Raw genomic sequence first — 12406 nt, 5'->3', positions numbered from 1 at the left:
GATCCAAGGTGGACGGAGGTCCGCGGGTCACCGTGGGTCCCCGCGGGTCACCGTGGGTCTCCGCGGGCGAAGGCGAGGGTGAAGGCACATGCGCGCTGTGGTGTTCGAGCGGTACGGGGAGCCGGCCGAGGTACGTGAACTGGCCGACCCCCGGCCGGCCCCCCACGGAGTCACCGTGCGCGTCGAGGCCACCGGCCTGTGCCGCAGCGACTGGCACGGCTGGATGGGCCACGACCCGGACATCACCCTGCCGCACGTGCCCGGCCATGAACTCGCCGGTGTCGTACAGGAGGTCGGTGCCCGGGTCACCAGGTGGCGGGCGGGCGACCGGGTGACCGTCCCCTTCGTGTGCGGCTGCGGCAGCTGCCCGTCCTACGCGGCCGGCGACCACCAGGTGTGCGAGCGGCAGACCCAGCCCGGCTTCACGCACTGGGGCTCCTTCGCCCAGTACGTGGCCCTGGACCACGCCGATGTGAACCTGGTCGCGATCCCCGACGGCCTGTCGTACGCCACCGCCGCCTCCCTCGGCTGCCGGTTCGCCACGGCGTTCCGGGCGGTGGTGCAGCAGGGCCGGGTCGCGGCGGGGGAGTGGGCGGCGGTGCACGGCTGCGGAGGCGTGGGTCTCTCGGCGGTGATGATCGCGGCGGCGAGCGGGGCACGGGTGGTGGCGGTGGACGTCTCCCCGAAGGCCCTGGACCTGGCGCGGAAGTTCGGCGCGGCGGAGTGCGTGGACGCGCGGGGGGTGCCGGACACGGCGGAGGCGGTCCGTGAGCTGACCGGTGGCGGCGCTCACCTCTCCCTCGACGCGCTCGGTTCCCCCGCCACCTGCGCCGCCTCGGTGAACGGGCTGCGCCGCCGGGGTCGGCACGTCCAGGTCGGCCTGCTTCCCTCGGCGGACGGCACGACCCCCGTCCCGCTGGCCCGTGCCATCGCCCTGGAACTGGAGATCCTGGGCAGTCACGGCATGGCCGCGCACACCTACCCGCAGATGCTGGAGCTGGTCCGTGCGGGAGTGGTGCGCCCCGATCTGCTGGTGACGTCGACGATCACACTGGACGAGACCCCGGCCGCCCTGTCCGCGCTGGGCACCGCCCCGGGCGCAGGGGTGACGGTCATCGATCCGTGGGCCTGAGCGCGGCCCACTCCCGGTCCAGGATCGCCATGAGCACCTCGTCCACCCACACCCCGTTCCACAGCGCGGCCTCCCGCCGCACCCCCTCGACCACGAACCCGACCTTCTCGTAGACGCGCCGGGCCCGTTCGTTGTCGCCGTAAAGCTCCAGCTGGACGCGGTGCAGGCCCAGTTGCTCGAAGCCGTGGCCGACGATGGGCCGGGTCGCCTCGGTGCCGAGCCCGCGGTCGCGGCCCCGGGGTCCGATCAGGGTGCGGAAGGTGCAGCTGCGGGCGTCCGGATCCCTCCCCCACCTCTCGACTTCGCTCAAGGCGGGGGATCCCCATGTGCAGCACGACCTCGCCGACCAGTTCGCCGGTGTCACGGACGGTGACGGCGAGGTCCAGCCGGGCGGGCTGCTCGGCGCGGGAGCCGTACCAGGAACGCACCCGCTCGCCGGTGAGGTCGCTGTGCGGCGGGAAGGTGAAGCGGACGACCTCGGGGTCGCCGATGATCTCCCACATGCTGTCGGCGTCGGCCTCGGTGAAGGGCCGCAGCACGGTCTTCGGGCCGGAGAGCAGGGGCTTGACGGAGAAGTCCGCCCGCAGCACTGTGCCCCACGCGTCCGTGAGGCACAGCTGGTTCTTTCTCCGCCGAGGGTCAGTCCAGAGCGCGTCCCCGGTTGCCCGGCCGGGAGGCGACCCAGGCACGCACGGTGTCGGCGTACCAGAAGGGCTTGCCGCCCTCGACATGGTCGGGCGGGGGCAGCAGCCCGTGCTTGCGGTAGGACCGTACGGTGTCCGGCTGCACCTTGATGTGCGCCGCGATCTCTTTGTAGGACCAGAGCCTTCGGTCGGTCATGAGCTGCACCTCCCTGCGCGCGCGGGGGTCGGCGGCCGGGAGGCCGCCCGGGGGAGCCCGGCACTGCGCTGGCGATCACCAAGCCTGTGCCCGGTGAACGACGCTCGGTGACTGTGGGAGTGCGGCTGTTGACCTCGTGTGACACAAGACCCGCGTACGCGCGACATGCGTGACGGAAAAGGGGAGTTTGTGACACAGATGAAGCAGAGAAGTGTGCGGGGCCGCTGGGAGGGGCGTATTGACAACTGCCCCGAGGCCGCCGACAGGAGGCGGGCCGGGCCCGCTGCGACAGGCCCGACCCGTTCCCGCTCCCCGCCATCCCCCCGGAACGATCAGAACGACCGAAGAGCCCGGATCACTCGAAGCACCGGAAAGCTCGAAGCGCCCGGAACGGCCGGAAATCGCCGGATCAACTGGCAGACCCCCAGCCTGTATTCAGCCAATGCGGCGGGTCTTGGAAAAATGCGCACCCGGTCCGGACCAATCGTCCGGGCGGGCCGGCAGGACCAGGCTCGTCGCCTCCCCGCTCAGCCGGTCCGCGGCCGGCGACACCTGCGCCGGAAGCCGCCTGGCCTGCGTGAACTCCCTCGGCGTGCACCCCGTCATCGCCTTGAACTCACCGCTGAGGTGGGCCTGGTCGTAGAAGCCGCAGAGGGCGGCGGTCTCTGCCGCGCTCTGCCCCTGCGCCAGCAGCCGACGGGCCCGTTGCAGCCGCAGCACGCGGGCCGCCGCCTTGGGGCCGAGCCCGATCTGCTCACGGAACCGGTTCTCCAGGTGCCGTACGCTCCAGCCGACCTCCTCGGCCAGCCGGGGCACCGGTATCGCGCCGCCCGTCCGCACGAGCAGCGACCAGGCCCGCGCCACCCGGTCCGAACTCGGCGTACCGGCCTCCCGCCACCGGGTGAGAACCTCGTCCAGCAGCCCGAACCGGTCCGCCCAGCCGGGTAACGCGGCCAGCGCGGCGGCGAGTTCACCGAGGGGCGACCCCAGGGAGTGCGGCAGCGTGTCGGGGTCGACGGTGCGGTTGACCAGCTCGTGCTGGGGCGTGCCGAAGAGGGTGAACGCGGCCCAGGGCGTCATGAGCACCTCGATGCCCGAGAACCGCCCCCCGTGCTCCCCGACGGCGGGCGTGGTCGTGGGCCCGCAGTACACGGACACGAGCGTGTCCGGCGTCCGCCCCGCCCGCGAGATCCGCACGGGCTGCTCGAACCCCAGCAGCAGGGTCGAGGCGCCGATGGGCGTCTCGAGCCGCCGCCGCGGCCGGTTCATGGCGAGCCGGATCCCGCGGTAGCTCATCACCCCGGGCCGCAGCCGCGGATGGGGCCGAGACGCGGCGAACTCCCAGGAGCCATCGGGTCCTTCACCGGATCGGGTGCGTACGGCACTCCCAGCCATGGGCCCTTATGGTGCTACGGCAGGGGCAACGCCGTTAAGGGGTGCGGGGAACTGCGCGACAAGCCACACACAACCTGCACTCGCGCGGACACGGAACCCGGCACCCCGGTGGACGCGTCTACGCCCCGCACGACCTCAAAAACGCCCGCGTACGTTGCGCGATGGGCAGCGGAGCGTCAGGCTCGCACGGATACATGTCCTGCTCGACGATCGCGAACAGATCGACATCCAGCTTCTGCGCGGCCTCCAGCACCGGCCCCAGCGCGGGCACACCGGCGGGCGGCTCGCACATCACGCCGCGCGCGACGGCCGGCCCGAACGGCACCTGGTTGGCCCGCACGTCCGCCAGGATCTCCGGGTCGACCTGCTTGAGGTGCAGGTACCCGATCCGCTCGCCGTAGGTCTCGATCAGCTTGACGCTGTCGCCGCCGCAGTACGCGTAGTGCCCGGTGTCCAGGCACAGCGACACCAGGTCGGAGTCGGTGCCGTCCAGGAAGCGGACCACGTTCTCCTCGCTGTCGATGTGCGTGTCGGCGTGCGGGTGGACGACGATCTGCAGGCCGTACCGCTCCCGCACCTCCTTGCCGAGCCGCTCGGTCAGCGAGGTGAGGTTGCGCCACTGCTCGGGCGTGAGGGTGTCCGGCTCCAGTACCTCGCCGGTCTTGTCGTCCCGCCAGAAGGACGGGATGACGACCAGGTGCTTCGCGCCCATCGCCTGGGCGAGCACCGCGTTGTCCGCGACGTGCGCCCAGGTCTTCTCCCAGACGGCCTCGCCGTGGTGCAGGCCGGTGAAGACCGTGCCCGCCGACACCTTCAGGCCACGCTTGGCCGTCTCCTCGGTGAGGAGTGCGGGATCGGTCGGCAGGTACCCGTAGGGGCCGAGCTCGATCCATTCGTAGCCGGACTGCGCGACCTCGTCGAGGAAGCGCTGCCAGGGGACCTGGGCGGGATCGTCCGGGAACCAGACGCCCCAGCTGTCGGGGGCGGATCCGACACGGATGCGGGAAACACCGGAAACTGGTGACTGAGGTGACAACGACGTCATGGGCGTCAGCGTGCTGTCTCACCGAAGGGGGTGTCAAGGGCTGGTCCGAATGTCTGGACAAAACATTGACAGGGCCCGCCGCGCGGGGCTACAAAGCCGTGAGAGCCGATACGGGGACGTGCCGGGGACGTGCCACGAGCGGTCTCACGGGGACGAGCCGATACGAAGGGAACTCGATGGCGTACGACCTGATCACCATGGGGCGGATAGGGGTGGACCTCTATCCGCTACAGACGGGCGTCCCACTCCCGCAGGTCACGTCCTTCGGGAAGTTCCTGGGGGGATCGGCGACCAACGTCGCGGTCGCCGCAGCCCGCCTCGGCCGCGAGACGGCGGTGATCTCCCGCACCGGTGACGACCCCTTCGGCACCTATCTGCACGAGGCCCTGCGCGGCTTCGGCGTCGACGACCGCTGGGTCACCGCCGTGCCCGGACTGCCGACGCCCGTCACCTTCTGCGAGATCTTCCCGCCGGACGACTTCCCGCTGTACTTCTACCGGCAGCCCAAGGCGCCGGACCTGGAGATCGACGCCCACGAACTCGACCTCGACGCCGTCCGGGAGACCCGCATCTTCTGGGTCACCGGCACCGGCCTGAGCGAGGAACCCAGCCGTACGGCGACCCTCGCCGCCCTGGCCCACCGGGCCAAGGCCGGCACCACGGTCTTCGACCTCGACTGGCGCCCGATGTTCTGGAGCCACCCCGACACCGCCCGCCCGTTCTACGTCGAGGCCCTCAAGCACACAACCGTCGCCGTGGGAAACCTCGACGAGGTGGAGGTCGCCACCGGAGTGCGCGAGCCCCGGGCCGCGGCCCAGGCGCTGCTGGACGCCGGTGTCGAACTCGCGGTGGTCAAGCAGGGCCCCAAGGGTGTCCTCGCCGTCAACAGCAAGGGCGAGTCCGCCGAGGTCCCGCCGCTCCCGGTGAACGTCCTGAACGGCCTCGGCGCCGGTGACGCCTTCGGCGGCTCCCTCTGCCACGGTCTGCTCGCGGGCTGGGACCTGGAGAAGATCATGCGTCACGCCAACGCCGCGGGCGCCATCGTCGCCTCCCGGCTGGAGTGCTCCTCCGCGATGCCGACACCGGACGAAGTGGACGCCGCGCTCAAGGCGGGGGCCGTCCTGTGACGACCGTGGACATCTCCGAACTCGTCCGCCTGCGCACGCAGCACCCCGAGGCGATCGCCGAGGCGGCCGCCCGCCGCCCGCGCAGACCGCTGCTGGGCGACTCCGGCCGGCTGATGATCGTCGCCGCCGACCACCCGGCCCGTGGCGCCCTCGGCGTCGGCGGCGACCGGCTGGCCATGGCCAACCGGGCCGGGCTGCTCGAGCGCCTGTGCCTGGCCCTCTCCCGGCCCGGCGTCGACGGCGTCCTCGCGACCGCCGACATCCTGGACGACCTGCTCCTCCTCGGCGCCCTCGACGGCAAGGTCGTCATGGGCTCGCTGAACCGTGGCGGCCTCCAGGGATCCGTCTTCGAGCTCGACGACCGCTTCACCGGTCACCGCCCCGAGGACATCGAGCGGCTGAACTTCGACGCGGGCAAGCTGCTGGTGCGCATCGACTACGACGACCCGGGCTCGCTCACCACCCTGGAGTCCACGGCCCGCGCCATCGACGACATGGCCGCCCGTGAGCTCCCCCTCTTCGTCGAGCCGTTCATCAGCCGTCGCACCCCGGACGGCAAGGTGGGCAACGACCTCTCCGCCGAGGCCGTCACCAAGTCGATCGCCATCGCCTCGGGCCTGGGCGGCACCTCGGCCTACACCTGGCTGAAGCTCCCGGTCACCGACAACCCCGACGACATGGCCGAGGTCATGCAGACGTCCACGCTGCCCGCCGTCCTGCTGGGCGGCGAGGTCGGCGAGGACCAGGACGGCGCGTACGAGAAGTGGCGCGGGGCGCTCCAGCTCCCCACCGTCCGGGGCCTGGTGGTCGGCCGTTCGCTGCTCTACCCGGCGGACGGGGATGTCGCCGCCGCCGTGGACACCGCCGTAGGACTGCTGTGAGGGCCGCATGACACACACAGAGCCGCACCACGACCTGTACCTCCCGCACGGCACCACGGCCGGTGCCGACTACACGCTCGACATCGATCCGAAACGAGCCGGCTGGGGTTACTGCAGTCTGCGGATCGTCGAGCTGGAGCCGGGTGGCACGCACCTCTTCACCACGGGTGACAGTGAGTGGATCGTGCTTCCGCTGAAAGGCGGATGTACCGTGCAAACAGCCGGTGAAGAGTTCCAACTCCTGGGCAGGGAGAGCGTTTTCGCGTCGGTAACCGACTTCGCGTACGTTCCCCGTGACGCCCGGGTCCAGATCGCCTCCGGCGCGGGAGGCCGCTTCGCCCTGGCAGGAGCGAAGTGCGAGCGACAACTCCCCGCCCGCTACGGCCCCGCGCCGGAGGTCCCCGTCGAAGAGCGCGGCAGCGGCAACTGCGCCCGTCTGGTGCGCAACTTCGCCTCCGCCGACGCCTTCGACTGCGACAAGCTGATCGCCGTCGAGGTGATCACCCCGGGCGGCAACTGGTCCTCGTACCCGCCGCACAAGCACGACGAGCACCGGCCGGGCGAGGAGGCCGAACTCGAGGAGATCTACTACTTCGAGATCGACGGCCCGAACGGTTTCGGCTATCAGCGCGTATCCCCTTCACGCGAAGGCGGATCCGACGTCCTCGCGGAGGTCCGCTCCGGCGACGCCGTGCTCGTCCCCGACGGCTGGCACGGCCCGGCCATCGCCCAGCCCGGCCACGCCATGTACTACCTGAACGTCATGGCGGGACCGGGTGAGACACGGGAGTGGCGGATCTGCTTCCACCCGGACCACGTAGAGAGCACAGGGGGTTACCGATGACGGCGCAGACCTCGACGACGAGGCTGACGGTCGCCCAGGCACTCGTCCGCTTCCTCGCCGCCCAGTACACGGAGCGCGACGGCGTACGGCAGCGGCTGATCGGTGCGACCTGGGGCATCTTCGGCCACGGCAACGTCGCCGGCCTCGGCCAGGCGCTGGTCGAGTACGGCGACGACATGCCGTTCCACCAGGGCCGCAACGAGCAGTCGATGGTGCACGCGGCCGTCGGCTACGCCCGCCAGTCGAACCGGCTGTCCACCCACGCGGTGACGACTTCGATCGGCCCCGGCGCGACCAACCTGGTCACCGGCGCCGCCCTGGCGACCGTCAACCACATCCCGGTCCTCCTGCTGCCCGGCGACATCTTCGCGACCCGCGTCGCCGACCCGGTGCTCCAGCAGCTCGAGGTCCCCTACGCCGGCGACGTGTCGGTCAACGACACGCTGCGCCCGGTGTCGAGGTACTTCGACCGCGTCACCCGCCCCGAGGCCCTGATCCCGGCGGCCCTCCAGGCGATGCGCGTCCTCACCGACCCGGTGGAGACCGGCGCGGTCACCCTCGCGCTGCCCCAGGACGTCCAGGCCGAGGCCTACGACTGGCCCGACGAGTTCTTCGCCGAGCGCACCTGGGTCGTACGCCGTCCGGGCGCCGACCCGACCGAACTCGCGGAGGCGGTCCGCGCGATCCGTGCCGCCCGCCGCCCGCTGATCGTCGCCGGCGGCGGGGTCCACCACAGCCGCGCCGAGGAGGCGCTCGCCGAGTTCGCCGAGACCACCGGCATCCCGGTCGCCTCCACCCAGGCCGGCAAGGGCTCGCTCCGCTACGACCACCCCCAGGACGTGGGCGGCGTGGGCCACACCGGCACGGCGACGGCGGACGAACTCGCCCGCACCGCCGACCTGGTGATCGGTGTGGGCACCCGGTACACGGACTTCACCACCGCCTCCAACACCCTGTTCGCCGCCGAAGGCGTCCGCTTCCTCAACCTCAACATCGCACCCTACGACGGCCACAAGCTCGCCGGTCTGCCGCTCGTGGCCGACGCCCGCAGCGGCCTCGGCGAGCTGACCGCGGCCCTCCAGACGCACGGCCACCGGGTCACCGACGCCTATGTCACCGAGTACTCGGAGGACAAGGAGCGCTGGGAGCAGCGCGTCGACGCCTGCTACGAGGCCGAGGAGCCGGACGTACGGCCGACCCAGCCGCAGGTGCTCGGCGCCCTGGACGCCCTCGCCGACGAGTCGGACGTGATCATCAACGCGGCCGGTTCACTCCCCGGCGACCTGCACAAACTGTGGCGGGCGCGCTCCCGTGACCAGTACCACCTGGAGTACGGCTACTCCTGCATGGGATACGAGATCCCGGCCGCGATCGGCGTGAAGCTGGCCGCTCCCGAGCGCAACGTCTGGGCACTGGTCGGCGACGGCACCTATCTGATGATGCCGACGGAGATCGTGACGGCCGTGCAGGAGGGGATCGCGATCAAGATCCTGCTCGTGCAGAACCACGGCTACGCCTCGATCGGCGGTCTGTCGGAGTCGGTGGGCGGCGAGCGGTTCGGCACCGCGTACCGCTACACCTCGGACGACGGCACCTTCACCGGGGCCCCGCTGCCCGTCGACCTGGCCGCCAACGTGGCCAGCCTCGGCATGCGCGTGCTGCGCGCGAAGACCGTCCGCGAACTGCGCGAGGCCCTCGCCGAGGCGCGCCGCGCCGACACTCCCACATGTGTCTACGTCGAGACGGAAACGGCCGACACTGTGTCGGGCCCGCCGCCCGCGCAGGCCTGGTGGGATGTACCTGTGGCCGAGACCGCGACCCGACCGTCCGCGGTGAAGGCACGTGAGCTGTACGAACGGCACGTCTCCACCCGTCGCCGCCATCTGTGAAGGAGTACTCGGTCATGACGAAGATCGTCAACCACTGGATCGGCGGCAAGACCGTCGAAGGCGCGTCGGGTACGTACGGGCCGGTCACCGACCCGGCGACCGGCGCCGTCACCACCAAGGTCGCGTTCGCGACCGTCGACGAGGTCGACGCCGCGGTGGCCGCCGCGAAGGACGCCTACGCCACCTGGGGCACGTCCTCGCTGGCCAAGCGGACCACGATCCTGTTCAAGTTCCGGGCGCTGCTGGACGCGCACCGGGACGAGATCGCCGAGCTGATCACCGCCGAGCACGGCAAGGTGCACAGCGACGCGCTGGGCGAGGTCGCGCGCGGTCTGGAGATCGTGGACCTGGCGTGCGGGATCACCGTGCAGCTGAAGGGCGAGCTGTCGACCGAGGTGGCCAGCCGGGTGGACGTGTCGTCCATCCGCCAGCCGCTGGGTGTCGTCGCGGGCATCACGCCGTTCAACTTCCCGGCGATGGTCCCGATGTGGATGTTCCCGATCGCCATCGCGACCGGCAACACCTTCGTGCTGAAGCCGTCCGAGAAGGACCCGTCGGCGTCCCTGAAGCTCGCCGAGCTGCTGGCCGAGGCCGGGCTGCCGGACGGCGTCTTCAACGTCGTCAACGGTGACAAGGTCGCGGTCGACCGCCTCCTGGAGCACCCGGACGTCAAGGCCGTGTCCTTCGTCGGCTCGACCCCGATCGCCCGGTACATCCACACCACCGCCGCCGCGAACCACAAGCGGGTCCAGGCCCTGGGCGGCGCGAAGAACCACATGCTGGTCCTCCCGGACGCCGACCTCGACGCGGCGGCGGACGCTGCCGTCTCGGCGGCCTACGGCTCGGCGGGCGAGCGCTGCATGGCGATCTCCGCGGTCGTGGCCGTCGGCGCGATCGGCGACGAGCTGGTGCAGAAGATCCGCGAGCGCGCCGAGAAGATCAAGATCGGTCCCGGCAACGACCCCACCTCCGAGATGGGCCCGCTCATCACGAAGGTCCACCGCGACAAGGTGGCGTCCTACGTCACGGGCGCGGCGGCCGAGGGCGCGGAGGTCGTCCTGGACGGCTCCGGCTACACGGTCGAGGGCTTCGAGGACGGTCACTGGATCGGCATCTCGCTGCTGGACAAGGTCCCGACGACCGCGAAGGCCTACCAGGACGAGATCTTCGGCCCGGTGCTGTGCGTGCTGCGCGTGGACACCTACGACGAGGGCGTGGCCCTCATCAACAGCTCGCCGTTCGGCAACGGCACGGCGATCTTCACCCGGGACGGCGGCGCGGCCCGTCGCTTCCAGCTGGAGATCGAGGCCGGCATGGTCGGCGTGAACGTCCCGATCCCGGTCCCCGTGGGCTACCACAGCTTCGGCGGCTGGAAGGACTCGCTCTTCGGCGACCACCACATCTACGGCAACGACGGCACCCACTTCTACACCCGCGGCAAGGTCGTCACGACCCGCTGGCCGGACCCGGCCGACGGTCCGGGCGGCGTGGACCTGGGCTTCCCGCGCAACCACTGATCGACACCGTTTTCCTCGTGAAGCCGTCCGGACTCCGGACGGCTTCACGTTTTTTTCGGCTTCCGGTCTGCGGTTCCCGCACGACCCGAGCCGCCGTAGTTGCTTACGGCAGACGACCGTAAACGCAGCACAACCCGCGCTTCACCTACGGATTTCGTAGGTGAACACCTATTGACGTGCCGGTTTTCGTCGGGGTTCCATGCAGCACCACCACAGCCGCCGGAGGCATCCGCACGAGTCGATCGGACCCGCCGCATGACCGACACGCTCCGCCCCGTAGCCACCGCCGCCTCCGAGGCGCAGGCACCCGACGGTCCCCAGAAGCTCAAGCGCTCCATCGGAGTCGTCGGCGGCACCCTCCTCACCCTCTCCTGCGTCACCCCCGCCTCCACCCTCTTCGTCGTGGTCCCGGACCTCTTCGGCTCGCTCGGCACCGCGACCGCCCTCACGATCGCGATCGGCTCGCTGCTCTGTATCGCGGTGGCGTTCTGCTACTCGGAGCTGGGCACCCTCATCCCCAGCGCGGGCGGCGAGTACGCCATGGTGTCGACGCTGGCCGGGCGGCTCGCCGGCTGGCTGGTCTTCGTCCTCTCCCTGCTCGTCGTCATGATCGTCCCGCCGGTGATCGCGATGGGCACGGCCGACTACCTGGCCCCGGTCGTCCACCTCGACCCCTCGCTCGCGGGCGCCGCCGTCATGCTGCTCGCCACCCTCGCCGGCCTGCTCGACCTGCGCGCCAACGCCTGGATCACCGGCGTCTTCCTGGTCCTGGAGGTCATCGCGGCGGCCGTCGTCGCGGTGCTGGGCTTCGCCCACGGCCACCGCGGGGCGGGCAGCCTCGTCTCGATGCAGGTCGCCGGCGCCGAAGGCCGCACCGACACCGTCACCGCCATGCTGGTCGTCTCCGGCCTCGCCATCGCCCTCTTCGTCACCCAGGGCTTCTCCACCGCCGTCTACCTCTCCGAGGAGCTGGAGAACCCGCGCCGCAACGTCGCCCGCACGGTCCTCGCCACCCTCGCGATCTCCTCCGTGATCATCCTGGTCCCGGTCGTCGCCATCACCTTCGGCGCCTCCGACCTCACCGAGCTCACCGGCGGCGACATCGGCGCCATGGTCACCGCCTGGTCCAACTCGGCCGTCGGCACCTTCGTCAGCCTCTGCGTGGCGCTCGCGATCATCAACGCCGGCATCGTGATGGTCATCCAGAACTCCCGCGTCCTGTTCGCCTCCGCCCGCGACAAGGCCTGGCCCCGGCCGGTCAACGACCTCTTCGCCAAGCTCGGCCGGTTCGGCTCCCCCTGGGTCGCCACCCTCGCGGTCGGTGTCCCCGGCGCGCTGCTCTGCTTCGTGAACCTGGACACCCTGTACGGCGTCACCGGCGTCTCCGTGACCGGCATGTACCTGCTCGTCGCGGTCGCCGCCCTGCTCTCCCGCCGCGGCCGGCACAAGGACACCCACGCCTGGCGCATGCCCCTGTGGCCGGTGCTGCCGGTCCTGCTGATCGTCGTCCTCGGCTACATCCTCACCCAGCAGGAGACGGCCTACCTCGTGTGGACCGGCGGCATCACCGCCGCCGCCACCCTCTACTGGGCCTTCTACCTCCGCCCCCACCGCGACACCCGCTGGCTGGTGTCGATCCCGGAGGACGCCCAGGACACGCCGGTCTGAGTACCGCGTCTGGTGTAGGGCGCGACGGCCGCGTACGCCGCCGGGATGGCGACGAGTTCGGTCTCCGG

General features: G+C 71.1%; 10 protein-coding genes and 1 pseudogene. 7 read left to right on the top strand and 4 right to left on the bottom strand.

Going from position 1 to position 12406, the window contains the following annotated elements; all coding sequences use genetic code 11:
• Positions 1-88 precede the first annotated feature (88 nt).
• Positions 89-1132 (top strand): zinc-dependent alcohol dehydrogenase family protein, encoded by a 1044-nt coding sequence (locus OG736_RS16845; RefSeq protein ID WP_327183180.1) that lies wholly within the window; start codon positions 89-91, stop codon positions 1130-1132.
• Here the strand turns inward: OG736_RS16845 and OG736_RS16840 are convergent.
• The 4 genes and pseudogenes from OG736_RS16840 to OG736_RS16825 all read right to left on the bottom strand — a co-directional run bounded on the left by OG736_RS16840 (position 1113) and on the right by OG736_RS16825 (position 4412).
• Positions 1113-1719: pseudogene (locus OG736_RS16840) on the bottom strand (GNAT family N-acetyltransferase). The gene OG736_RS16845 and the pseudogene OG736_RS16840 overlap by 20 nt on opposite strands.
• Before the next feature lie 52 nt (positions 1720-1771).
• Positions 1772-1972: a helix-turn-helix transcriptional regulator gene (locus OG736_RS16835; protein WP_314223138.1), complete on the bottom strand. Its 201-nt coding sequence runs from the start codon at positions 1970-1972 to the stop codon at positions 1772-1774.
• Between the two features lie 435 nt (positions 1973-2407).
• Positions 2408-3268: a helix-turn-helix domain-containing protein gene (locus OG736_RS16830; RefSeq protein WP_327183179.1), complete on the bottom strand. Its 861-nt coding sequence runs from the start codon at positions 3266-3268 to the stop codon at positions 2408-2410.
• 217 nt (positions 3269-3485) lie between these two features.
• Positions 3486-4412: a sugar phosphate isomerase/epimerase family protein gene (locus OG736_RS16825; protein ID WP_267019821.1), complete on the bottom strand. Its 927-nt coding sequence runs from the start codon at positions 4410-4412 to the stop codon at positions 3486-3488.
• A 176-nt stretch (positions 4413-4588) separates the two neighbouring features.
• On the opposite strand from OG736_RS16825, the gene iolC reads away from it, so the two are divergent.
• The 6 genes from iolC to OG736_RS16795 all read left to right on the top strand — a co-directional run bounded on the left by iolC (position 4589) and on the right by OG736_RS16795 (position 12338).
• The gene (gene iolC / locus OG736_RS16820; RefSeq protein WP_327183178.1) at positions 4589-5539 is read left to right on the top strand and encodes a 5-dehydro-2-deoxygluconokinase; all 951 of its coding nucleotides are present in this window, start codon (positions 4589-4591) and stop codon (positions 5537-5539) included.
• Between the two features lie 5 nt (positions 5540-5544).
• Positions 5545-6420, top strand: a complete 876-nt coding sequence (locus OG736_RS16815) for a Cgl0159 family (beta/alpha)8-fold protein (protein WP_327187623.1) — start codon at positions 5545-5547, stop codon at positions 6418-6420.
• A gap of 7 nt (positions 6421-6427) precedes the next feature.
• Positions 6428-7264 (top strand): 5-deoxy-glucuronate isomerase, encoded by an 837-nt coding sequence (iolB, locus tag OG736_RS16810; protein ID WP_327183177.1) that lies wholly within the window; start codon positions 6428-6430, stop codon positions 7262-7264.
• The gene (gene iolD, locus OG736_RS16805) at positions 7261-9153 is read left to right on the top strand and encodes a 3D-(3,5/4)-trihydroxycyclohexane-1,2-dione acylhydrolase (decyclizing) (RefSeq protein ID WP_327183176.1); all 1893 of its coding nucleotides are present in this window, start codon (positions 7261-7263) and stop codon (positions 9151-9153) included. The genes iolB and iolD overlap by 4 nt, the downstream gene beginning before the upstream one ends.
• 14 nt (positions 9154-9167) lie before the next feature.
• Positions 9168-10670 (top strand): CoA-acylating methylmalonate-semialdehyde dehydrogenase, encoded by a 1503-nt coding sequence (gene mmsA / locus OG736_RS16800; RefSeq protein ID WP_057600240.1) that lies wholly within the window; start codon positions 9168-9170, stop codon positions 10668-10670.
• Between the two features lie 255 nt (positions 10671-10925).
• Positions 10926-12338 carry an APC family permease gene (locus OG736_RS16795; RefSeq protein ID WP_327183175.1) on the top strand — a complete coding sequence of 471 codons (1413 nt, stop codon included), beginning with the start codon at positions 10926-10928 and terminating at the stop codon, positions 12336-12338.
• Positions 12339-12406 lie beyond the last annotated feature (68 nt).

This window comes from Streptomyces sp. NBC_01334 (genome assembly GCF_035983595.1).
Lineage (GTDB): Bacteria > Actinomycetota > Actinomycetes > Streptomycetales > Streptomycetaceae > Streptomyces > Streptomyces coriariae.
This window is presented reverse-complemented; position numbering and strand designations above follow the sequence as displayed.

What these genes read in the sequence shown, in the direction of transcription:
- OG736_RS16830 (WP_327183179.1), bottom strand. Translation starts at nt 3,268, where the DNA reads ATGAGCTACCGCGGGATCCGGCTCGCCATGAACCGGCCGCGGCGGCGG.
- OG736_RS16845 (WP_327183180.1), top strand. Translation starts at nt 89, where the DNA reads ATGCGCGCTGTGGTGTTCGAGCGGTACGGGGAGCCGGCCGAGGTACGT.
- OG736_RS16795 (WP_327183175.1), top strand. Translation starts at nt 10,926, where the DNA reads ATGACCGACACGCTCCGCCCCGTAGCCACCGCCGCCTCCGAGGCGCAG.
- iolD (WP_327183176.1), top strand. Translation starts at nt 7,261, where the DNA reads ATGACGGCGCAGACCTCGACGACGAGGCTGACGGTCGCCCAGGCACTC.
- iolC (WP_327183178.1), top strand. Translation starts at nt 4,589, where the DNA reads ATGGCGTACGACCTGATCACCATGGGGCGGATAGGGGTGGACCTCTAT.
- OG736_RS16825 (WP_267019821.1), bottom strand. Translation starts at nt 4,412, where the DNA reads ATGACGTCGTTGTCACCTCAGTCACCAGTTTCCGGTGTTTCCCGCATC.
- mmsA (WP_057600240.1), top strand. Translation starts at nt 9,168, where the DNA reads ATGACGAAGATCGTCAACCACTGGATCGGCGGCAAGACCGTCGAAGGC.
- OG736_RS16835 (WP_314223138.1), bottom strand. Translation starts at nt 1,972, where the DNA reads ATGACCGACCGAAGGCTCTGGTCCTACAAAGAGATCGCGGCGCACATC.
- iolB (WP_327183177.1), top strand. Translation starts at nt 6,428, where the DNA reads ATGACACACACAGAGCCGCACCACGACCTGTACCTCCCGCACGGCACC.